A 21000-nucleotide genomic window follows, 5' to 3' on the forward strand; every position below is an offset into this window, starting at 1 on the left:
GGCCATCGGCGCAGGCGGACCTGTCGCTGGGTTTTGAGACGCTGCACCCGGTCATTTCGCTCAGGGTTAAGCGCAACCCGATGGCCTTCTACACCTGGAGCGATCCGACTGCTGCCTGCCCAAGGGCGCCACGCGCACCCGACGGGCAGCGCCGCCGATCTCGACTCCGGCCCAGGGAGACCCGCTGATTCTTCGAGGAAGTGCCGGGACCGGATAGTGGGCGCCGCGAGGATGCCGACTCGTCCCACCGCCACGCGGTACGCCTGCGGAGCGCCACACCCCAGGAGCAGACCGACCCCCTGTCTGAAACCTGAAGGCTGGGTGCTCGAGTGCGTCCAATGGCACGCTGAGGACGTTGCCCTTCCCCTCTGCCTGCGCTGGAGTTCCCCGATCCTGCTGGCCCCGGCAAGAGATTGGCTGTCACCTCAGTACACGGCAACGTCGCGCTGGCTGATCGCGGCCGGACGGTGGAAGAGAATCAGGGTGCCGACGCTCACCTCCTGACGATCGTGCTTATGGGCCGCCCTTATCGGCCCCGGATCGAGGGAAACCGGCTTGACGCACGCGCCGTCTCTACGACGGACGTGGGCAAGGAGGCGCGCATCAGGCCGGCCGCGGCAATGTTGCGCCTCGACTTGCGACAGGTGCTGCCGGTCATCAAGTTGCATGGCGAGGGTGCGTTGTGGCGGCCGGGACACGACCTGTTGAACAGCGGTCGCTTTGCGCCAGAGTTCGTCGTGGGAGATGGAGGGAGGATCGGGCGTGTTTCACGCCAGGTCTCGGCGATGAATGCTTCGGGGGCCGGCGTCCGGTCGAAGGAACAACTTTCCGGGCATCCTATCGCATCGGCAACGGCCCGGTCGGCAATATCGGCGCTGACGTGCTCGACCGCCGGGCCGAACCGATCGCCGATGTCAAGGTGCGCAACCCCACGCCTCACGTTTATGGACCGCCTCGAGCCGTCGGAGCGCGGGTCCGGCTGTATGCGCCCCAGGCCTTCCGCTCCCAGGAGCGCGCAGTCACCGAGGTTGACTACGCTGCTGCCGCCGAGCGCCACCCTGGCGTCTGAAGGCGCCGCAGCGACACGACGCTGGACAGTAGTTGGTACACCATGTACGTCACGGTTGACTGGCGCGGCGGCCGGCCCGTGACCGCTGACTTCGAAAATGAGATGCGCTTCTGGCTGGAGCGCCTCTGTCTGGTCGGTTACGACTTGGAGATTGACGGGCTGCTACCTGCAACGGGATACGGCGCGTTGACCGTATGCGCCGCGCTGGGGTACTCTCCGCAGCAGCGTCGGGAAAGCGTTGTTGGACACCTTCAGCCGCAACAGCCTGTCTGATGGCCGCCGCGGCTTCTTTCACTCCCGACAACTTCACTCCCAGCCAGGCGGTCTACCTCTCAGCCAGGATCATCGCGGCGGCCATGCAGGTGCCGGGCGTGCAAAAGAAGTTACCGAAGAAGGGCCGGGCAAGTCCAATCGCTTCCGGCGTTTGTAAAGTGGTGGGACGCCCACGGCGAGGTCGCCGAAGGTCGCATGACGCTGGGGCCGCCTGGAGATTGCCCGTCTGGACAATCGATCCCAGTGCCCCGGAAAAAGCCAAAAAGCTGGAGTTTATCATGGGGGTGGCTTCCATGAGCAACACCGACGATGTTCGCGATACCTGCGGGTGCTGCGAGGCGAGCATCCCGGAGCTGACCGTGGTTAACTGTCCTTCATCGCCGGCGCCATTTCCCATCGGATCGGCACGGCTGGTACTTTTCTGCGGCGCACGCTGGCCCGTCTGCCCAGTCACGCCGATCCCTGACGGCCTGCACGCGGGTCAGCGCCCCCCGGGTTTGGCCTGACCACGCGGGCGATCGCCGATCCGGCGCGATCGCGCTGCTGGACGCCAGCGCGGTCCTCATGGACGTACGGGCAATCACCACGAACGCATCGCCAACGAGGGCTACTCTGCGCACAGCTACCGAGCGGCTCTCGGTGCTGGTTTCGGGGCGCGGGAATTACGGCCATGAGCTGCTTCCAGGTGTGGCGGCGGGCGCCTTTCTGGCCTTCACTGCGGACACGGCCACCGGGGCGCCACCGACCGCCATCATGCCGAAGGGCACCAGGTGCAGAGTATCCCCGGCCCCGGCGCACGCCGCAGACGTTCGAGACAAATGCCGGGATCACCGCGCGTCGAGTGGAATGCGCTGGAAGCCGCGCGTCTCCCGGACGCGGGAACTGGCGATCCGGGAAACTGATAACAAGCTTTATCTGCTCGGACATCAGCACACGCTTCGGCGATCTCTACGACAGCCGATGACGGACATGCAAATGCTTGACCCTAGGCCTGGCTGCCGAGCTAAAAGACAACGAGGCCCAGGGCGGCAGAGGTTGCAGAGGAGCTTATTCACCGGCGTCAATACCGGTCCCAAAACCCGGCGATATCGTGCTACGTAGGCAGCGGGGTCGATCCAGGGTTCTGGTGAGCGCTCGTGCGCTCGATCAGGACAAGTCAAGGCTATCCGGATGAACCGCACCCCAAGTGGATTCGAAGATGAAGTGACCGCCGAGCCACCAAAGCCGCCCTCTTTCACACCCCATAGTCCATAAATTCCGCGCAGCCAAGCTGGTTCAGCTTGCTTTCACGGCAGACAAAGCCGGACGTCAGGTCCTCAGGAGCCGGCGGCGAAGCGAGTTAAGCGCCTTTGTTGCCGTCCAGGGCTGAGCCGAAAACAAGCTGACGCTCAACATCAACTCCACGCCGCCACCGCCTCCTGCCGCCCCTCGCGCCGACCCGATCCGGGCGCTTCTTCCGGCCACGGCTCGGCATCTTCGCCTCACGCGCTCGTATTTCCTGTACTTGCCGGCCGTCCCCACAGTAACTACTTTACCCCATGGGATGACGGGCGGTCTGTCCATCTGGAAGGATTCCAGGAAACCGCCGACGCTCCGGCCGTCGCGTTTATTACACCGGCGCCGATCTCTATCTGAGGTAACGTGCCTGGCCGGGCGCGGGCAGCGTTGGGGGTGGTTCTGGAGCGGCTGATCAATCACTACGCAGCCTACCGGAGCCAGGTTGCGCTCTGCCACCGACGCATCCGTGGCGGGCCTCGCCATGAGCGCCAAATCGCGTCGGCTTGAAATTGGGCAAGCCCGATGATAAAGCCACGGAACTGAGGCGGACGCGACCGACAGGCCCGAAGATTTCAGGGTGCGTAACACGACGGCACACGTCCGCAGAGGAGCGCCTGGTGCTTGCGGAGACGCCCATCGAGGGGAAGATCCGATCGCGGCCAAGAGCACGAGATCAAGCTCCGACCGCATGCTGCTCCGGTCTCCAGGTCGGCCAACCCAGTGGCGATCACGGGTGAGCGCGACGACCTGCCGGGAGTGACCGTCTAGCGAAGATGTGATCCCCGTGGACGTCGTCCCGTCCGGCTACACGACGCTGGTCTTCCCCTGCCGGGCCGGGAGACCACGGCCGTCCGCAAGACCGTGACCCTCAACGCCAACGTCTGCGGCCGCCAGCCACGGCGAGACCGTGACGGAAGTGCTCGGGGCCGGTAATGGCGCAGGGTAACCAGCGCTCCACCACTCAACAAGCCGCCCTCACCTACACATCGTCCGCCGATGCGGTGGTGTGAAAACGCTCGCTGAGTGCGCGTGGACGGGGTGCGGTGGGAGGAGGCGCCGCGGCTGTGCCGGCCTGGTGCCGACCCGCGCTTCCAGCGCCGCCCGCGCCGGTGACGACGGCTAACGACGACGGTCTCTTCGGCGACGGCGTCACCGGCGCGGCCACCCACCGAGTCGGAACGTCACGGCAACCTACCGCAGCGGCATCGCCTGGGCGGATGGTGGCGCCGCAAGCTGACGCTACTCCTGGCGCGCCCGCAGGCAACCGGTCGGTGATCCGTCCAACTTCGACCCCTGCGACGGGCGCCGCTGACCCGGAAAACCGCGACAGCGCCCGGAGCAACGCGCCGCTGACGGTGCTGACGATGGATCGCATCGTCTCGCTGCGCGACTTCGAGGATTTCGCGGCGCGCTTCGTAGGCATCGGCAAGGTAAAAGGCGTGGCGCTCCCGCGGCGAGACGCACTGCGGGTGCATGTCACCGTGGCGGCCGAGGCGGTCGGCGACGATCCCGATGCGGCCGCCTCACCCCTGGCCAGCCACCGGGTGGATACGACGTCGGAGCCACACCTACCTGGTAGGGCCATGGCGGCAGCGAGCGACCCGTCGCAGCGCTTCCCGTCGATACCCACCAGCCCCGTGTTGTTCGACCTGCGGGCGAGGATCGTGCGCGACGCGCGCTACCGCTGGGCCGACCTGTACAGGCGGCCGTCACAGCGGCCCTGCAAGCCGGCTTCGCCTTCGGCGCGCACGTTCGGCCAACCGGTGACCGCGGCCGAGGTGATCTCGGTCATCCAGCGGGTGGCAGGCGTCGTGGCCCTGGATCCTCGAGCAGCTCCTACCGGCTGACGGGCTGCAGCCCAGCCCTGGCACGATCCTCGGGGCGGCGCTGGTACGTTGAGGCGCAGGAGGAAGCTCCGCATTAGGTCGAGGCTGCTGCTGATCAACCCGCTCGGCATTGGACTGGAGGAGATGCTGCCATGAACGACGCGACTCCAAGAACGCCTCTACGGCCTGCTCCCTGCCATCTACCGCCTGCGCGATGCGGCTGAGGGCGAGCCGTTGCGCTTCTCCTGGCGGTCATCGGTGATGAGGCTGGGGCTGGTCGAAGACGACATCTCCCGCCTGTACGACAACTGGTTCATTGAGACGTGCCAGGAATGGGTCGTGCCGTACATCGGCGACCTGCTGGGCGTCCAGGGGCTTTACCCGATCCAGGCGGCGGGCTTCACCCAGCGGGCGTATGTGGTCCAACACATCGCCTACCGGCGCCGCAAGGCACGGCGGCTGTGCTGGAGCAGTTACCCGCGATGTGACCGGTTGGCCTGCCGCGGCGGTCGAGTTCTTTGAACGGCTGGTTACGACGCAGAACGTCAACCACGTGCGGCCCCACGCCCTGCGATGCCCGACATTCGAGACGCAAATCGCCTTCGGATTCCTGGGGCCGTTCGACCGTACGGCGCACACCGCGGACGTACGGCATATTGACAACGGCCGCGGCAAACACAATATCCCAAATGTTGGTTTGTTCCTGTGGCGCCTTCAGGCCTATCACATTGATGGCGTCACCGCGCGCCAGGTAGCCTCGAACGACGAGCGCCGGTACGCCTTCAGCCCGCCAGGCAAGAATCAGTCGCTTTATCATCTCGCCAGGACGGAGGATAGCATCACCCAAATGGCGCAGCCGCTGGACGTCCCGCTGGCCCTTAGTCGGCGCTTCCTGCTGCGCAACCTGGATGCCTGCTACGGCAGAGAACGAGCCTCGAAGCCTGCGGATCCGCGCGGAGGCCAGGTTCGGCCCATTGGCGATATCCTCGTCTGTGACCTATCGGACAAGCAAGGCGGAGATGGCGCATTCACCGCCGGCCGGCAAAGTGGCTGTTGATCGGGAACTGGGCCGGATCGCGTTCGGGAGCGATCCCGCCGGCGCCATCGAGGTGGGCTACACCTATGGCTTCGGGGGTGACCTGGGCGGCGGACCATACGACCGCCGCGATTCTGTCGAAGACTTCCTGCGGGACTTTGCCGCCAGTCAGAACACCTGGCAGATGGGCGTAACACAGCAGTCGCCCGTCGGGGCTGGAACACAGATCGTGACAACCCTGGGCCAGGCCGTGCAGGCCTGGAACGACCAGCCCGCCGGCGCCCAGGGCATCATCGCTTCATGGATAGCCGCACCTATCGGGAGGATCTGGTTGGTGCGCTGGCGATCCGCATCCCGGCCGGCAGCCGGTTGCTGCTGGTCGCCGCGGGGTGGCCTGAGGAGCCGAGACGCGTCAGGCAGCGCATCGCCGGGCGCATTGCTCCCGCCCGACTTGCGGCCCCATCTGCACGGCGGCTGAAGTAATCGGCACGGCGTTCGCCGGCGCCCTGCAACCAGGTGCGTTCGCACTGAACGGCCTGTTGGTGGAAGGGACCGTCACCCTGTTGGCTGGCAACCTGGCTGAGCCTGCGTCTGGCACATTGCCACACTTGTACCCGGCAGCTCCAGCCTGGCGATCAAGATGGAAACCAAGCGGGCAGGGGAACGAGAACCTGACTGTGAGGCTCAACCAGCATCTGCGGCCCGCTCAGCCTGCCGGAGACTATCCGCGCGGCCAGCATTACGGCCAGCATCGTTGGCGGCGATCTGAGCGGCCCTATGTTGGATGTGCAGGCAAGCACGGTGTTGGGCGCGACCCAGGCAGCGAGCCTGGAGGCATCGAACAGTATCTTCGATGGTATGGTGGTCGTCGAGCGCCGCCAAATCGGCTGCACCCGCTTCTGCTACCTCCCGTTCGAGTCGCTGGCGCCGCAACGGTATCGGTGCCAGCCCGCCGATGCGGCGTCGGCCGGGCGCATCTTCCCGACCTACGCCTCCACAACCTACGGCGAGGCGGATTACGGGCAGCTTGCGGCACAGTTGACCCTGAGATCGGCACTGGCGCCGGAGGACGAAGGCGAGATGGGGCTTTTCACTTTCTGCAAGCGCCGCAGCGGCTCAAAAACCTACGCGTGAGCCTGGACGAATACCTGCGCTTCGGCCTGGAGGCCGACGCGTTTTCTTCGCTTCCTGACAGGGAAGCGCACTTGTATGTAGAGAGGAGATAGAGGAGATAGTATGAAAGGCGATTTCTCACGTCTGACCTTCCGACGGGATAAACACTATAGCAGCGTGCGTATGCAGCAGGCCGCGTTCTGCTTGACGCAGAATGGAACGAACAGGCCGATATCCAGGCGCAGCGATCAGGCAACCACGCGCGACGTGATCGGACCATCCGGGGCGCCTGCGTCCCGCTGGGGCAATTCAGGAACTTCCAGGTCAGGATCGCAGGAAGCGCCTTCGAGATCGCCGACGGCCAACTCTATGTGGATGGCATCCTCTGCGAAGCCACAGAGATCGTCCCGTACGATGCCCAGCCCGACTACCCAGGCGCGCCGCTCGTCTCGGGCCAGGCTTACCACGCCTACCTGGACGTCTGGGAACGTCATCAGACCGCCCTGGAGCAGTCGGGCGACGACCAGCCACAGATTCGCGAGGTGGCGCTCGGTGGGCCTGACACGACGACCCGCCTCAAGACCATCTGGCAGGTGAAGGCGCAGGCGTTGGCCCAACGCAGCCGCCGTGCGCCGACTTTGGCCCGGATTGGATCCCTGACGGGTCGCGGGCGCCGGCAGGTTGCGCGCCGATGCTGCGCCGGCGCAGCCTGCCGCCAACGACCGCCTCGTCCCGCCGGGCGGGGGCTATCGCCGGCTGGAGAACCAGCTCTACCGGGTGGAGATCCACGAGGCTGGCGCGCGCTGGACCGCCACCTACAAATGGTCACGCGACAACGGCAGCATCCTCACGAAGGGGGTCAAGGTTGACGCAACGACGCCGGCCGCGCCAGTCATTACGGTGTCCGATCCGGGCAAAGACGCCGTGCTCGGCTTTGCGGCGGCCGCGTGGGTGGAGATCAGCGACGAAGAGCGCACCTTGCGCAACGAACCCGGTGTGTTGCTCGAAGTCACTGCGGTCAAGGGGGGACAGAATTACGCTGAAGCACCCGGCCAATTTGGCGCTGGCAACGGGCACCCGGCCGACCGTACGGCGTTGGGATGGCATCGGAACGGTCCAGATCGGCACACCCGAGGCGCCCAAGTGGGTGGAGCTGGAAGATGGCGTCATGGTGGAGTTTAGCGACGGAGCTTATGTGTCGGGCGACTACTGACGGCGCCAGCCCGCAGCTTGACGGGCCAGGTCGAATGGGCCACGAGGGGCAAGCGGCCCGGTCTTCGAGGGGCGTCATGGGCCTACGCATTACGCTTCGCTGGCGCTATTGATCCCCGCGGGGATACCTGGACGGCGACGGACTGCCGCAAGCTATTCCCGCAGTTGACCGTTAACGACCCTGCTGTACGAAGGCGGCGACGGCCAGGAGGCGCTGCCGGGCCAGCCGCTGACCCTGCCGCTGCGGCGGCGCGTGGTGAATGGCCAGGCGCCGGTGATCGGCGCGCCGGTGCAATTCGCGCTGATGGTGGGCGGCGGGAGCCTCTCTGCCAATGCGCCGGTGGCTACGATTGCGCCTGATGGCATCGCCGAGTGCATCTGGACGCTGGGCTTAGACGGTCCGCAGCAGGTGCAGGCCGTGCGTGTTGTTGGACGCCGGCGGGAACGCGGCGCCGGGTCAAGTCCTGGACTTCAACGCCACGGTCAGCGTCGCCAGCCAGGTGGCCTACGACCCGACACAGTGCAACAACCTGGGTGGCGTCAGTACAGTCCAGGAGCCATTGACAAGCTCTGCGGGCTCCTCGGCGTCGGGCCGCAGGACGAAGTGGTCCACATTGTGGAGGTGCTGGCGCGCGCGGACGGGGCCCCATCGAGAATGACGGCGACCCTGCCGGTCGAACGCCTGCTCGCCGGGATCGAGATCGTCTGCGACCGGGATATTTTCCCGGAAAGCGTCAGCAACCGCGTCGATCGGTTCCAGAACGCTGTCTGCTTCGTGACCCTCGACCTGCCCTTCCCCAGCCGGACGCAAAGCCAGGACGGCGTGCTGCCCCATTGACTGTACTGGGTTTTCAGACCATCACCCTGGCAGCCGAAGTGAGTTCGGAGGCAACAACGTCATCCGTTGGCGGCCCACAGAACCTGCAAGTCAGTGGCTGAGGACATCAATGTTCAGTGCAATAGAGGGCAATACTCACGGCCAGATAGGGCAGTCCTGACGCGGCTCACCTTGAAGGGCAACTTCATCTGGTCGTGACACCGATCCGGAGAAGCCCGAGATCTACCTTGACGGAAACACCTTCGGTGCGTTCGTCAATGGCCGCACGGCGGCCAGACTGCCCCGCGGCGACGGGCGACGCGGCGGGGATTTCGAAATGTGGTTCTGGCTGCGGCCGGGATAGCATGACGACTACCTGATCTGGGGGCGTCGCCACGCACTGGCACTTATTGGCGCCTGAGCACGACCTGGCCCTTGCGATGACCAGGTTCCACGAGGAATGTCGTCGCTGCGGCTACGCCTCTTCCGTCATCGCCGCGTCCGTCAACCCTTCCCGCACTGCGTAGAGCGCGGCCTGGGTGCGGCTGGTCAGGTGCAGTTTGCCGAGGATCCGGCTTACATGGGTGCGCACGGTCGGCTCGCTGACCGCGATCCGGTCCGCAATCTCCTGGTTGCTCAGCCCCTGGGCAATCAATTGGAGCACCATCATTTCGCGCGCCGTGAGCGCTTCCGGGGCAGGCTGCTGCTCGACTGGGCGCGCGATCTCTTGCAGGAGCTTGCGGGCAATGGTCGGATGAAGGGATGGCTCGCCGCGATGCACCTGGCGGATGGCCCGCACGAGTTCCTCAGGCGAGGAGTCCTTGAGCAGGTACCCCAAGGCTCCCGCTTTGATCGCGGGGAAAACCTTGCTGTCGGCCGCAAAGCTGGTCAGCACGAGGATGCGCGTCTGTGGCTGACGGCTGATGATCTGGCGCGTCGCCTCGATGCCGTCCATGCCCGGCATCAGCAGGTCCATCAGGATAACGTCAGGGTGGGTCTCTTGGGCACGCAGCACCGCTTCCTGGCCGGTATCGGCTTCCGCCACCACCTCGAACCCGTCGGCTTCAGAGAGCAGGGCGCGGATACCCTTGCGCACGATGGCATGGTCATCAACAATCAAGACACGAACGCTCGGTTTTGCCAACCGAGCGCCTTCTTCCGTCATATGGTCACCTCAACCTTTACCCGCGTGCCCTCGCCAGGCATGCTTTCGTACGTCAGTTTCCCACCGACGCGTGCAGCGCGTTCGGCGATGGTACGCAAGCCGCCCCGCCCCTCGACGGGCACCGCTTGCGGATCGAAACCCACGCCATCATCCACCACTTCGAGGGAAAGGGTCGCGACGGTGAAGTGCAGATGCACGGCCACATGCCGGGCCGCCGCATGTTTGCGCACGTTGTTGAGTGCCTCTTGCGCGATCCAGTAGAGGTCGCCCTCGATCGCGATGGGCAACCGCCGCTCCCCCTCGACGCGGAGCTCAGTTTGCAGACCCGCGCGACCCTCGACGGCCGCCAGGCGCAACTGCAATGCGGCCACCAGCCCTTCCGTCTCCAGCACTGGCGGGTGCAACTGGAAGATGAGGAGCCGCATGTCGCGCATCCCCTCCTGCGCGGTCTCCTGCAGATCCTGCAGATAGCCGGCCGTGACCTCTTGTTTGCCGGCCGCCAGCGCCAGGGCCGCGGCGTTGGCATACAGGGTCACGCTATAGAGCGATTGTGTGACCGAATCGTGCAACTCACGGGCCAACCGTTGCCGTTCCGCCAGCACGGCCAACTGCTCCGCCTGCTCTTGCAGCCGGGCGTGCTCGATGGCCATCGCGGCCTGGTTGGCGAATACGGACATGATAGGAACGTCGTCCTCAGTGAAGCCGCCCACCTTATTCACCACGTCGAGCACGCCGATGACCGCGCCGTTGACGTGCAAGGGCACGGCGAGCAACGCCGTGAGATCCGAAGGCCACTGGTAGACCTGGACCTGCGCGAAGGAAGCTGGATCATTCAGCCGCACCGGCGCACCCTGGCGCACGACCTGACCCGCCACGGAGCCGTCCACCGGCACCGGTTCGGCCGCTGCCAACGGCTTGCCCAAGCGATGCTTGACCTCCAGCCAGGCCTGGTCGGTCAGCAGCAGGACCGCGCTGCCCGTCGCCCCGACCAAGCCCTGGGCCTCGGCGCAGACGATGTCCAGCACTTGTTCCAGCACTGTTTTTTGGAGCAAGCTCACCAGAAGGCGGTTGAAGCTCTCGCTCTCGGCCAGCCGCCGTTGCAGTGCATCATTCAGTTCGGCGTTCTTGCGCGCCAGCGCCGCGCGCGCTCTCTCGCGCTCGTCAATCTCGGCCTGCAGCCCATTCAGAATTTGGCGTAGGCGCAAGATGACTACAGGATCAGAAATCTGGTAGGTCATGATGCTACCTCCTGTGCTGATTTTACCCGATCTGGCATTTTTTCAACATACGTAATTGAACATCGAAGACATCAATGAGGGACATCAATGAAGACATCAATGAAGACATCAATGAAGACATCAATGAAGACATCAATCACCCCTCATCCGGATGGCAACGACGGCCCATAGCCACAGGGAGGCGAAGGTGATCGAGCCCAGGGTGTCGCTGGGGTAGTGTACGCCCAGGTAGATACGGCTGACAGCCACGACGAGTACCCACGCTGCGGCGCAGATGGCCCCGGCGCGGTGACCCTGCCGCCATAGAAAAATGGCCAGGAGGCCGTAGACCGCGACCGAGGTCGTGACATGACCGCTGGGAAAGCTGAAACCGCTTTCGACGACCAGGGGTGGGAAGAGCGCAGGTCGCGGGCGCGCGAACAGCAGTTTCAGCACCATGTTGAGTGCGGTCGCGCCGACGAGGCTGATGGCGACGGTCGCGGCATCAAGCGCGGCGCCGCCAGAGAAACCAGCCGGCGAGGACCAGCGCCAACCCAATGGCCCCGGCCTGCCCGGCCTGGGTGACGACCCGCATGACCGTATCGAGCCACGGTCGGCTGAACTGGTGCAGCGCCAGGATCAACGGTGCATCCCAGGCAAACCCCTCGCGGAACCAAACGTCCTCGGCCAGCTCCGTGAAGACGGCGACCAGCGCTAACAGGATACCTAACCCGATGAGCCAGCGCAGCACCATGCCCCGCGGCGGGGGATGCTTGCCCCAGGCACGCAAGCGTTGCATCTTTGACATCCCTTTTGATCAGGGGAGAGGGCCAGCGGGCGCGCCGGCGGTCGGGCGCACGGTACTGATAGTATACATGGCTTCCGGCTAATGAGGCAAACGATTGACTCACCCCCACCTTCGTGCAATCCCCGCGTCGCCACTGGGCTGAGGTAGAGTGCCCGGTTGCACCAATCACTTGTCAATCCCCTTGGGGAACTTCCCCACGCTCGATTTTGCGAGTTGTACAGACTCGCAAAGATGACTATAATGAGAGTAGCGCCTCGACATGGGCAGTTGCAGCTTGCATCCGCGCCGGTTTTCAAGAGGCCGCTAATCGAATTCTCACGCTTGAGGTTCATCGTCCGTGCCATCCTACTACGCGTTCAGCATCCTCCTTTCCGCCTTTCTGCTCTTCCAAATCCAGCCGATGATCGGCAAGACCATCCTGCCCTGGTTTGGCGGCACCCCAACCGTCTGGTCAACAGTCCTGTTGTTTTTCCAGGTGCTCTTGACCGCCGGTTATGCCTATGCCTATTGGCTGCTCGGCCGCGTCCGTGGCCGCTGGCAGGGAACAGTCCACCTGGGCCTGCTCGCCCTTTCGCTCGTCTTGCTGCTGGCCACGGCGTTGCTGTGGCGTTCACCGCTGACACCGCCCGCCAGTTGGCGACCGCTGGACGGTGATTTCCCCGTCTGGGACATTTTCAGAGTCCTGGCTGTCTCGGTGGGCATCCCCTATTTCCTGCTGGCCACCAACAGCACCCTCATGCAGGCCTGGTTCAGCCGCGACCACGCGCAGCAGACGCCCTATCGCTTGTACGCGCTGTCCAATGCCGGCTCGCTCGTGGCCCTGGTCAGCTATCCCCTCATCTTCGAGCCACTGCTGACGCTGCGGACGCAGGCCTATCTGTGGACTGCAGGGTACACGCTCTTTGTCGCCGTGGCAGCCTATCTGGCTTGGCGAATCACGGCCGGGCGCGCGGTCGCAGAGCAGCCGGGGACGCCGGAAAGTCAGCTTGGCGCGGAAAAACGCTCCCGACTCGGCGTCTATGCCCTGTGGCTTGGCCTGGCCGCGTGCGCCACCACGCTGCTCATGGCGGTGACCAATCAGGTTACCCAGGAAGTGGCCGTCATCCCCTTCTTATGGGTGCTGCCCTTGACGGTGTACCTGCTGACCTTCATCCTGGCCTTTGCCGGCGGGCGTTGGTATTCCCGCCGGCCATACCTGGCCGCTTTTTTCATCCTCAGTCTCATCAGCCTGTGGATGCTCGTGAAGTCTCCGCCGTTCAGTATCAGCGCCCAACTCATCGTCTACACACTGCTCTTGTTCAGCGCGTGTATGCTTTGCCATAACGAGCTGTTCAGGCTGCGCCCCTCGCCCCGCGGCCTGTCGTCGTTCTACCTGATGGTGGCGCTGGGCGGCGCGCTGGGCGGCATTTTCGTGACCCTGGCCGCGCCGTTGCTGTTCACCACCGGCTTCTGGGAACTGCAATGGGGATTGGTCGCCTGCGGCATCCTGCTGACCCTGGTTCTCCAGGCAGACAGCGCGCCGGTCGTGCGCAAGCGCGGAGTCAAGGCCTCTGTGCGCCACGCCGCGCCACGCCGCTTCAAGCCGGCGGTGTTCGCATCCGCGGCTGCGGTGTTCGTGCTGGGTCTCTTGATCGTCCTCATCATGCGCGCCATCTCCACCGACACCCTCGTGGCCACGCGCAACTTCTACGGCGTCCTCCGGGTGTGGGAGATCAACACCGCGCAGCCCGAGCTGCTGGCCTATCAACTGACGCATGGCAGGACTGCGCACGGCTTTCAATTTGCCGCCAACGAGATTCGCAAAGTGCCCACGGCGTACTACAGCGAGCCGAGCGGTGTGGGCCTGGCGATCGCCAATCACCCGGCCCGCCCCGGCCCTTTGCGGGTGGGCGCGCTGGGACTGGGCATCGGCATCATCGCCAGCTGAGGCCAGCCGGGTGACGTCCATCGCTTCTACGAGATCAACCCCGACATCATTCGTATCGCGCAGGGCGAGGATGGCCGTTTTCGTTCTTGCGCGATTCGACGCCGACATTCAGATCGTCCCCGGGACGCGTTTACCTCGAACGTGAATGGGCGGCCGGCGGTTCGCAGCGCTTCGACCTGCTGGTGCTGGACACCTTCAGCGGCGACACCATCCCGCTGCATCTGCTCACTCAAGAGGCCTTCGCCATCTACCAACAGCACCTCAACCCCGGCGGCGTCATCGCCATCAACGTGTCCAACCGCATCTTCGACCTCAGCCAGGCGGTCTACCGGTTGGCGGATGAATTTCAACTTGGCGCGGCCCTGATCGAGCATCCAGGCGACAGGCTGCAAAGCTACGACTCGCTGTGGATGCTGCTCAGCCGCGAGCCGGCGTTCCTGCAACTGCCAGCCATCGCCAGCCGCAGCACGCCCCGCCCCGCCTCACAGGCAGCCGCACGCCTGTGGACAGATGATTACAGCAATCTACTGCAGATCATTCGGTGAACAGTTGTACGATCCAATTCATCTTTCCATCTTTCCATCTTTCCATCTTTCATTGGGTGAACGCCAGCGTGATCTGCTCAACCAGCATTCCGCCGGCAGGCGCGACTCTACAGGCAGCCGCAAAATTTAAGGGCTTGACCCATTCGATGGTAAAATGGCGTTTATGAAGGAGGAGCTTTTCATGGCTTACGATAAGATTGTTATCCCCTCAGAGGGTGCGCGCATCAGTGTGCGCGAAGGAAAATTGCTCGTGCCCGATCATCCCATCCTGCTCTTCATCGAAGGCGATGGCATCGGCCCGGACATTACGCGGGCCAGCATGCGTATCTGGGATGCGGCCGTGCAGAAGGTCTACGGCGGTCAGCGCAAGGTGGCCTGGGCTGAGATTTACGCGGCGAGAAGGCGTTCAATACCTATGGCGACTATTTCCCGCAGGAATCGCTCGCTGCGATCCGTGAGTTCTACGTCGGCATCAAAGGCCCGCTGACCACGCCGGTCGGCGGCGGCTTCCGCAGCCTCAATGTGGCCCTGCGCCTGGAACTCGATCTTTACGCCTGTGTGCGCCCGGTGCGCTGGTTCCCCAACGTGCCCAGCCCGGTGCGCCACCCCGAAAAGGTGGACGTGGTCATCTTCCGTGAGAATACCGAAGATGTCTACGCGGGCATCGAGTACAAGGCCGGCTCGCCTGAGAACGAAAAGCTGGCGCGCTTCCTGCGTGAGGAGATGGGCGCACACTTCTTCGAGGGCGCGGGCATCGGCATCAAGCCGATGAGCGCATTCGGCACCAAGCGCCTGGTGCGTAAGGCCATTCGGTACGCCATCGAATACGGCCGCAAGAGCGTCACCTTCGTACACAAAGGCAACATCCAGAAGTTCACCGAAGGCGCGTTTCGCAATTGGGGCTACGAGTTGGCCAAAGAGGAGTTCGGCGACATCACCATCACCGAGGATGAACTGTGGCAGGCGCCCTACAACGGCCAGGCGCCGGCCGGCAAGATCGTCATCAAGGATCGCATCGCGGACATCATGTTCCAGATGATGCTGCTGCGGCCGGATGAGTTCGATGTCATCGCCACGCCTAATCTCAACGGCGACTATCTGTCGGACGCCGTGGCGCGCAGGTGGGCGGCGTCGGTATCGCTCCCGGCAGCAACATCGGCGATCACATGGCCGTCTTCGAGGCCACACACGGCACCGCGCCCAAGTACTCCAACCTGGACAAGGTCAACCCCGGCTCGCTTCTGCTCTCCGGCGTCATGATGCTGGATTACATCGGTTGGAAAGAAGCCGGTCAGGCCATCATTGAAGCCTACGTCAAGACGGTGGAGCAGGGGATCGTCACCTACGACTTCGCTCGCCAGATGCAGGGCGCCACTGAGGTCAAGACCTCCGAGTTCGCCTCGGCCATCATCGCCAATCTGTAGTAGTGCAAAGTGCAGAGTGCAAAGTGCAAAGCCCTCCCAACGTTCTGCATTTTGTACTCTGTACTTTGCACTTTGTACTTTACTCGTTCTGCCTGTATAATCACTTATGTGTGACTTTCTGAACAAACTGCGCTGCGTCATAGCCCGCGGTGGCGGTGAAGGTTTAGGATGGCACATCGTTTAATGGCCTTAGGAGTTTTCGGCATTTTGACCTGAGGCCTGAACTCAGGCCGTGGCTCGCAGCTTCGTTGTTGAGCTGCGATGCAGTTCAACCACACTAGGAGGCTAACTCGTTATGGCGGCGCTCATTAAGTCGTTTTGGCGGGGCATCACCTACCGGGGCAGTGACGGTCACTGGGCCTGGATGATGCATCGCGTCGGCGGATTAGGTATTTTACTTTTCCTCGTTCTGCACGTATTCGACATCTACCTGATGAACCTGGGTGAAGAGACCTTCTCCAAATTCCTGTTCCTCTACAGCGGCCCCCCCTTCAAGGTCATGGAAGTCTTCCTGATCTTCGGCGTCATCTACCACGCGATCAACGGCCTGCGCATCATCATCGTTGACTTCTGGCCCTCCTCCACGAAGTATCAACGCTTGATGTACCGGATCGCACTGGTTATCGTCTTACTCATCTTCGTGCCCACGGCCATCATCACCCTGAGCACCATTTTCAACCCGCCTAGAGGAGCCATCATGAATGCACTGTCGCAATATCTGTGCGGCCGCCGCTTCGAGGCGCTGTCCTGGTTTTTCATGCGCTTTTCTGGTCTGGTGCTGCTCTTCCTCGCCATGTTCCACCTCCTCTACATGCATCTGTACCTGCGCGTCGAGGAGATCACTTTCGATGTCATCGTGCAGCGCTGGACTGGGCCTTCCGGCTGGTTCTGGAGCCTTTACGACCTGGCGCTGCTTCTCTTCGCCATGCTCCACGGCGCCAACGGCGCGCGCTGGGTCATTGACGACTACGTGCGCCGCCCTGGCTGGAACATGGTGGTCAAGAGTGTGGTTTACCTCTTGATCGGCCTGCTGATCCTGATGGGCGTCATGACCATTTTTCGCTTCCAGGTTGCGGCCTGAGACGGAGATCAACTATGCCAACCCATCAATTTGATGTCGTCATTGTCGGCGCCGGCGGCGCCGGTTTGATGGCAGCCCTCTACGCATCCCAGGGCGCCAAGACCTGCGTGGTCAGCAAGCTCTATCCTACCCGTTCCCACACCGGCACGGCGCAGGGCGGCATCGGCGCCGCGCTCGCCAATCTGGAAGAAGACCACTGGGAATGGCACGCCTTCGACACCGTCAAGGGGCAGCGACTACCTGGGCGACCAGGATGCCATTGATTTCATGTGCCAGGAGGCCGTCAATGTGGTCTACGAACTGGAGCACATGGGCCTGCCCTTCGACCGCACGGCCGATGGCCGCATTTCGCAGCGGCCGTTCGGCGGCCACACCAACAATACCACCAAGAAACCGGTGCGCCGGGCCTGCCACGCGGCCGATCGCACCGGCCACATGATCCTGCAGACCCTCTACCAGCAGTGCATCAAGAACAACGTCACCTTCTTCGACGAGTTCCACGTGATTGACCTGCTCGTCACTGACGGCAAGGTCAACGGCATCGTGGCGCTGGAAATTGACACCGGCGAGTACCACGTCTTTCAGGCCAAGGCGGTTTGCTTTGCCACCGGCGGCTTTGGCCGCGTCTGGCAGATCACCAGCAACGCGCACGCGCTGACCGGCGACGGCAACGCCATCGCCCTGCACCGCGGCATCCCGCAGGAGGACATGGAATTCTTCCAGTTCCATCCCACCGGCATCTGGCGCATGGGCATCCTGATCACCGAAGCGGTGCGCGGCGAGGGCGGGGTGCTGATCAACGGCAAGGGCGAACGTTTCATGGAACGCTACGCGCCGACGGTCAAAGACCTGGCCTCACGCGATGTCGTCTCACGCGCCATCTACCTGGAAATCATGCAGGGCCGCGGGGTGGAGGGCAAGGACTACGTCTATCTCGACGTGCGGCCGGAGACGATCAACAAGTACGCTGAGTTAGATGGTCGCAAGGGGCTGGCCGGTCAGCCGATCCGGGTCACGGCCGAGCAGATCGAGAGCAAACTGCCCGACATTGCCGATTTCTGCCGCACCTACCTGGACGTGGACCCGGTCAAGCAGCCGATGCCGATTCAGCCGACCGCACACTACGCTATGGGCGGCATTCCCACCAACCTGGGCGGGGAAGTGGTGATTGACGACAAGGGGACGGTGCTGCCCGGCTTCTACGCGGCCGGCGAGTGCGCGTGTGTCTCGGTACACGGCGCCAACCGCCTGGGCACCAACTCCCTGGTTGACATCGTGGTCTTCGGCAAGGTGGCCGGCGTGCGCATGGCGGCTTATGCCAACCAGGTTGACTTTACGCCGCTGCCGCCCAACCCGGAGGCTGAGATCAAGGCGCGGCTGGAGGGGATTCGCAACGCCGCGGGCGCCGCGGGCAAAGAAAACGTGGCCGACATCCGACGCGACATGCAACTGCTGATGATGGCGAATGTGGGCGTCTTCCGCACCGAGCAGCTTATGCCAGGAGGCGCTGGACAAGCTGGCGGGCTGAAGCGGCGCTATCAGAACATCGCCATCATGGACAAGGGCAAGCGCTACAACACCGAGCTGCTGGAGGCTGGCGAACTGGGCAACCTGCTCGACCTGGCGCAGGTCACGGCCGCCGCCGCTCAGGCGCACCGAGAGCCGGGGCGGTCATGCGCGGGACGATCATCCCAAGCGTGACGATGCCAACTGGCTCAAGCACAGCCTGGCGCTCCTGAAGGACGATGTGGAGGGGACCGGCGTGCAGTTGACCTACAAGCCGGTGACGATCACCAAGTACCAGCCGAAGGAGCGAGTCTACTAAACGCTGAACGCTGAATGCTGAATGCCTGAATAAGGAATGCTGATGATGCCAAGTCAATATCAAGATTCAAGCGCTTCAATCCTGAGCAGGACAAGAAGCCCTACTGGAAAACGTATCAGGTCGAGGCGGCGCTCAACGACCAGATCCTGGACGTGCTGCACCAAGTCAAATGGTATCAGGACGGCACCCTGACGCTGCGCCGCTCCTGCGCACGGCATCTGCGGCTCGGACGCGATGGTCATCAACGGCCGCAACCGCCTGGCCTGCAAGACGCTGGTCAAGCATGTCGGCGCCAACATCACCGTGGAGCCGATTCGCGGCATGACGGTCGTCAGGACCTGGTGGTGGATATGCGGCCCTTCTTTGCCAAGTATCGCTCCGTCCTGCCTTTCCTGATCAACGACAGCGCCGCCGGACACCGAGCGCCTGCAGACCATCGAGGCCCGCGAAGCGCTTCGATGACACCACCAAGTGCATCCTGCGCGTGCTGCACCACCGCCTGCCCGAGCTTCTGGGCCAACGAGGACTACGTCGGCCCCGCGGCCATCGTGCAGGCGCACCGCTTCATCTTCGACGACCGCGATCAGGGCACGATGCAACGCCTGGAAGTGCTCAACGAGCGCGACGGCGTTTGGCGCTGCCGCACCGTCTTCAACTGCGTCGAAGCCTGCCCGCGTGATATTGACATAACAAAAGCCATCGGCGACATCAAGAAGGCGCTCCTCTACAGCAACTTCTAAGCCCCAGGCCCCCAAACGCGGCTTCCAGTCCACGCAGGTGGACTTCGCAATCGTTGCAGCGACCTCGTCGCCCGACGACAAAACCATCCTGCCAGGCGCTACCTGGCAGGATGGTTACTTTGTGGGGGGATTCGATGACGATTTCTCTTTTCCTGCCGACCGCCGGTCGTCACGTGCCCATCAATGACCTTTCACTGGGCGCTTTCCGCTCCGCCTTCGCCGCGCTGACCGCGCCCAGCCTTGACAGCCTGACCGGCGACTACCGGGCGGAGTTCGTGGGACCGGCCTGGCTGCGCCGCTTTGCGCCTCCTGGCCTGGCCATCACCCCGCTGGCCGGCTGGTTGGGCAAGTCCTTCGACGGCCAGGGAAACGGCATCAACCTGGTGCGGCGGCGCAGGGTGGTGCAGCGCGCGTGCTGCCCATGCGCCCAATGGCTGCCCTCGGCCGTAGATGGCCGCCCCGGCGTCACGTTGACCTACGCGCCTGGCTCGCTGTTTCCCTTCGCCTACGTGGTGGACGAACTTCGCACCATCGAAGCCGACACCCTGCTCGGCCTCAGCTTTGCCACCGTGCCCTGGCTCGCACGCCTGCCCATGCCTTTTTTGCTGCGCCACGTGCCTGTTCTTCTTGACGATTCCGATGATGCAGAGTAAAATCTAGTCAGACTAGACAGGTGTGCATAAGTGTGCATAAGGGAGGTGACTCATGACGCAGGTTTGGCAATTGCAGGAAGCAAAGAGTAGATTCAGCGAAGTGGTGGAGGAAGCCGTGAAGAATGGTCCGCAGCTAATCACAAAACGGGGCGTGGATACGGCGATCGTCTTGTCCTTTGCGGACTATCGCAGACTGTTACTGCACCAGAAAAAACTATTGGAATTCTTTCGCATTTCGCCGCTGGTTGGCGTGGATCTCGATCTCAGGCGAGATACCAGTCCGTTGCGCAACGAGGAGGTCCTGTGAAGAACCTGTTGGATACCAATGTGATCTCGGAGCTTGTCGCTGCGCGTCCCAACGAGCGCGTTGTTGCCTGGATTGATGCAATTGATCCCGCCAGTGTGTACCTCAGTGTGGTGACTGTCGGTGAATTAGCAAAGGGCATCGCGAAACTCGCCGAGTCGGCCCGCAAAACTGCACTTCATCGCTGGTTGACCGAGGATCTGTTGATCCGCTTCGACGATAACCACATTTTGGAACTTAACGTTCCCGTGATGCTGGTCTGGGGAGAATTGGTTGGCCGTTTGGAGCGGAGCGGGCATCCCCTGCCGGCGATGGACTCACTCATCGCAGCCATTGCCCTGTACCATCAGTGTGTCCTGGTCACACGCAATGACGCCGATTTTCGAGACACGGGCGTTTCGGTATTCAATCCCTGGCAATGATCGCTGCCAGAGATCGGATCGCAGGTGGTTGTGTCGGAGATTCTCGCGGGCAAGCGTGAGTTGAAAAACACATCCTGCCAGCGTCCCTGGCAGGATGTTCCTTATCAGGCGATTACCACATCGCTCGGTGTGAAGAAGTGAATGTTGCCCTCTTCCCGGCCGAGGGCTTGCACCTGACCCAGGTTGCGGGCAAAGAAGGCGTAATGAACATCCCAACGGGCTGTGTCGCCGCGCAACCAGAGAAGTCCCTTCTCCATCAAGGCGT

Annotated in this window: 20 protein-coding genes and 3 pseudogenes; 17 read left to right on the plus strand and 6 right to left on the minus strand. The window is 63.3% G+C overall.

Annotated features, from left to right (window positions below; genetic code table 11):
- Positions 1 to 425 precede the first annotated feature (425 nt).
- Positions 426 to 668, minus strand: a complete 243-nt coding sequence (locus IPM84_20305; protein MBK9095056.1) for a hypothetical protein — start codon at positions 666 to 668, stop codon at positions 426 to 428.
- A 443-nt stretch (positions 669 to 1111) separates the two neighbouring features.
- Here IPM84_20305 and IPM84_20310 point away from each other — a divergent pair, with 443 nt between their 5' ends.
- The 6 genes from IPM84_20310 (at position 1112) to IPM84_20335 (ending at position 6616) form a co-directional block, all read left to right on the plus strand.
- Positions 1112 to 1342: a hypothetical protein gene (locus IPM84_20310; protein MBK9095057.1), complete on the plus strand. Its 231-nt coding sequence runs from the start codon at positions 1112 to 1114 to the stop codon at positions 1340 to 1342.
- A 2342-nt stretch (positions 1343 to 3684) separates the two neighbouring features.
- On the plus strand, positions 3685 to 4467 hold the full coding sequence (locus tag IPM84_20315; protein MBK9095058.1) for a hypothetical protein: 783 nt from the start codon (positions 3685 to 3687) through the stop codon (positions 4465 to 4467).
- Between the two features lie 240 nt (positions 4468 to 4707).
- A complete protein-coding gene (locus IPM84_20320; GenBank protein ID MBK9095059.1) occupies positions 4708 to 4968 on the plus strand; it encodes a hypothetical protein in 261 nt (86 codons plus the stop codon).
- Positions 4931 to 5503, plus strand: a complete 573-nt coding sequence (locus IPM84_20325; GenBank protein ID MBK9095060.1) for a hypothetical protein — start codon at positions 4931 to 4933, stop codon at positions 5501 to 5503. Before IPM84_20320 ends, IPM84_20325 begins: the two co-directional genes overlap by 38 nt.
- Entirely contained in the window at positions 5466 to 5960 is a 495-nt protein-coding gene (locus IPM84_20330; GenBank protein ID MBK9095061.1) for a hypothetical protein, read from the plus strand. Before IPM84_20325 ends, IPM84_20330 begins: the two co-directional genes overlap by 38 nt.
- A 299-nt stretch (positions 5961 to 6259) precedes the next feature.
- Complete coding sequence (locus IPM84_20335; GenBank protein MBK9095062.1) at positions 6260 to 6616, plus strand: hypothetical protein; 357 nt, start codon at positions 6260 to 6262, stop codon at positions 6614 to 6616.
- Between the two features lie 227 nt (positions 6617 to 6843).
- Here the strand turns inward: IPM84_20335 and IPM84_20340 are convergent, their stop codons facing one another.
- A complete protein-coding gene (locus tag IPM84_20340) occupies positions 6844 to 7089 on the minus strand; it encodes a hypothetical protein (protein MBK9095063.1) in 246 nt (81 codons plus the stop codon).
- 187 nt (positions 7090 to 7276) lie between these two features.
- On the opposite strand from IPM84_20340, the gene IPM84_20345 reads away from it, so the two are divergent.
- Entirely contained in the window at positions 7277 to 7777 is a 501-nt protein-coding gene (locus tag IPM84_20345) for a hypothetical protein (protein ID MBK9095064.1), read from the plus strand.
- A gap of 286 nt (positions 7778 to 8063) precedes the next feature.
- Complete coding sequence (locus IPM84_20350; GenBank protein ID MBK9095065.1) at positions 8064 to 8645, plus strand: hypothetical protein; 582 nt, start codon at positions 8064 to 8066, stop codon at positions 8643 to 8645.
- A 454-nt stretch (positions 8646 to 9099) separates the two neighbouring features.
- Here IPM84_20350 and IPM84_20355 read toward each other — a convergent pair whose 3' ends face one another.
- The 4 genes from IPM84_20355 to IPM84_20370 form a co-directional block, all read right to left on the minus strand.
- Positions 9100 to 9789, minus strand: a complete 690-nt coding sequence (locus IPM84_20355; GenBank protein MBK9095066.1) for a response regulator transcription factor — start codon at positions 9787 to 9789, stop codon at positions 9100 to 9102.
- The gene (locus tag IPM84_20360; GenBank protein ID MBK9095067.1) at positions 9786 to 11027 is read right to left on the minus strand and encodes a GAF domain-containing sensor histidine kinase; all 1242 of its coding nucleotides are present in this window, start codon (positions 11025 to 11027) and stop codon (positions 9786 to 9788) included. Before IPM84_20360 ends, IPM84_20355 begins: the two co-directional genes overlap by 4 nt.
- Positions 11028 to 11159: 132 nt before the next feature.
- The gene (locus IPM84_20365) at positions 11160 to 11564 is read right to left on the minus strand and encodes a phosphatase PAP2 family protein (protein ID MBK9095068.1); all 405 of its coding nucleotides are present in this window, start codon (positions 11562 to 11564) and stop codon (positions 11160 to 11162) included.
- Positions 11512 to 11805: a hypothetical protein gene (locus IPM84_20370; GenBank protein ID MBK9095069.1), complete on the minus strand. Its 294-nt coding sequence runs from the start codon at positions 11803 to 11805 to the stop codon at positions 11512 to 11514. The genes IPM84_20365 and IPM84_20370 overlap by 53 nt, the downstream gene beginning before the upstream one ends.
- A 346-nt stretch (positions 11806 to 12151) precedes the next feature.
- Between IPM84_20370 and IPM84_20375 the strand changes: the two genes are divergently transcribed.
- From IPM84_20375 to IPM84_20415, 9 genes and pseudogenes are all read left to right on the plus strand, one after another.
- Positions 12152 to 13741, plus strand: a complete 1590-nt coding sequence (locus IPM84_20375) for a hypothetical protein (protein ID MBK9095070.1) — start codon at positions 12152 to 12154, stop codon at positions 13739 to 13741.
- An 86-nt stretch (positions 13742 to 13827) separates the two neighbouring features.
- Positions 13828 to 14286, plus strand: a complete 459-nt coding sequence (locus IPM84_20380; protein MBK9095071.1) for a hypothetical protein — start codon at positions 13828 to 13830, stop codon at positions 14284 to 14286.
- Positions 14287 to 14467: 181 nt separating this feature from the next.
- Positions 14468 to 15710: pseudogene (gene icd / locus IPM84_20385) on the plus strand (isocitrate dehydrogenase (NADP(+))).
- Between the two features lie 295 nt (positions 15711 to 16005).
- Positions 16006 to 16791: a succinate dehydrogenase, cytochrome b556 subunit gene (gene sdhC / locus IPM84_20390; GenBank protein ID MBK9095072.1), complete on the plus strand. Its 786-nt coding sequence runs from the start codon at positions 16006 to 16008 to the stop codon at positions 16789 to 16791.
- Between the two features lie 14 nt (positions 16792 to 16805).
- Positions 16806 to 18616: pseudogene (locus tag IPM84_20395) on the plus strand (FAD-dependent oxidoreductase).
- Positions 18617 to 18672: 56 nt separating this feature from the next.
- A pseudogene (locus IPM84_20400) lies at positions 18673 to 19356 on the plus strand (succinate dehydrogenase iron-sulfur subunit).
- A 134-nt stretch (positions 19357 to 19490) separates the two neighbouring features.
- Positions 19491 to 20009: a hypothetical protein gene (locus IPM84_20405; GenBank protein MBK9095073.1), complete on the plus strand. Its 519-nt coding sequence runs from the start codon at positions 19491 to 19493 to the stop codon at positions 20007 to 20009.
- A gap of 52 nt (positions 20010 to 20061) precedes the next feature.
- A complete protein-coding gene (locus IPM84_20410) occupies positions 20062 to 20316 on the plus strand; it encodes a type II toxin-antitoxin system Phd/YefM family antitoxin (protein ID MBK9095074.1) in 255 nt (84 codons plus the stop codon).
- Positions 20313 to 20735, plus strand: a complete 423-nt coding sequence (locus tag IPM84_20415; GenBank protein ID MBK9095075.1) for a type II toxin-antitoxin system VapC family toxin — start codon at positions 20313 to 20315, stop codon at positions 20733 to 20735. Before IPM84_20410 ends, IPM84_20415 begins: the two co-directional genes overlap by 4 nt.
- Positions 20736 to 21000: the final 265 nt, after the last annotated feature.

It is taken from the genome of Candidatus Amarolinea dominans, from assembly GCA_016719785.1.
Taxonomy (GTDB): Bacteria; Chloroflexota; Anaerolineae; order SSC4; family Amarolineaceae; genus Amarolinea; species Amarolinea dominans.

Coding starts and splice junctions, on each gene's coding strand:
- IPM84_20320 (MBK9095059.1), top strand. CDS start 4,708: ATGAGGCTGGGGCTGGTCGAAGACGACATCTCCCGCCTGTACGACAAC.
- IPM84_20360 (MBK9095067.1), bottom strand. CDS start 11,027: ATGACCTACCAGATTTCTGATCCTGTAGTCATCTTGCGCCTACGCCAA.
- IPM84_20340 (MBK9095063.1), bottom strand. CDS start 7,089: ATGACGTTCCCAGACGTCCAGGTAGGCGTGGTAAGCCTGGCCCGAGAC.
- IPM84_20330 (MBK9095061.1), top strand. CDS start 5,466: ATGGCGCATTCACCGCCGGCCGGCAAAGTGGCTGTTGATCGGGAACTG.
- sdhC (MBK9095072.1), top strand. CDS start 16,006: ATGGCGGCGCTCATTAAGTCGTTTTGGCGGGGCATCACCTACCGGGGC.
- IPM84_20370 (MBK9095069.1), bottom strand. CDS start 11,805: ATGCAACGCTTGCGTGCCTGGGGCAAGCATCCCCCGCCGCGGGGCATG.
- IPM84_20310 (MBK9095057.1), top strand. CDS start 1,112: ATGTACGTCACGGTTGACTGGCGCGGCGGCCGGCCCGTGACCGCTGAC.
- IPM84_20410 (MBK9095074.1), top strand. CDS start 20,062: ATGACGCAGGTTTGGCAATTGCAGGAAGCAAAGAGTAGATTCAGCGAA.
- IPM84_20355 (MBK9095066.1), bottom strand. CDS start 9,789: ATGACGGAAGAAGGCGCTCGGTTGGCAAAACCGAGCGTTCGTGTCTTG.
- IPM84_20335 (MBK9095062.1), top strand. CDS start 6,260: ATGTTGGATGTGCAGGCAAGCACGGTGTTGGGCGCGACCCAGGCAGCG.
- IPM84_20305 (MBK9095056.1), bottom strand. CDS start 668: ATGCAACTTGATGACCGGCAGCACCTGTCGCAAGTCGAGGCGCAACAT.
- IPM84_20405 (MBK9095073.1), top strand. CDS start 19,491: ATGACGATTTCTCTTTTCCTGCCGACCGCCGGTCGTCACGTGCCCATC.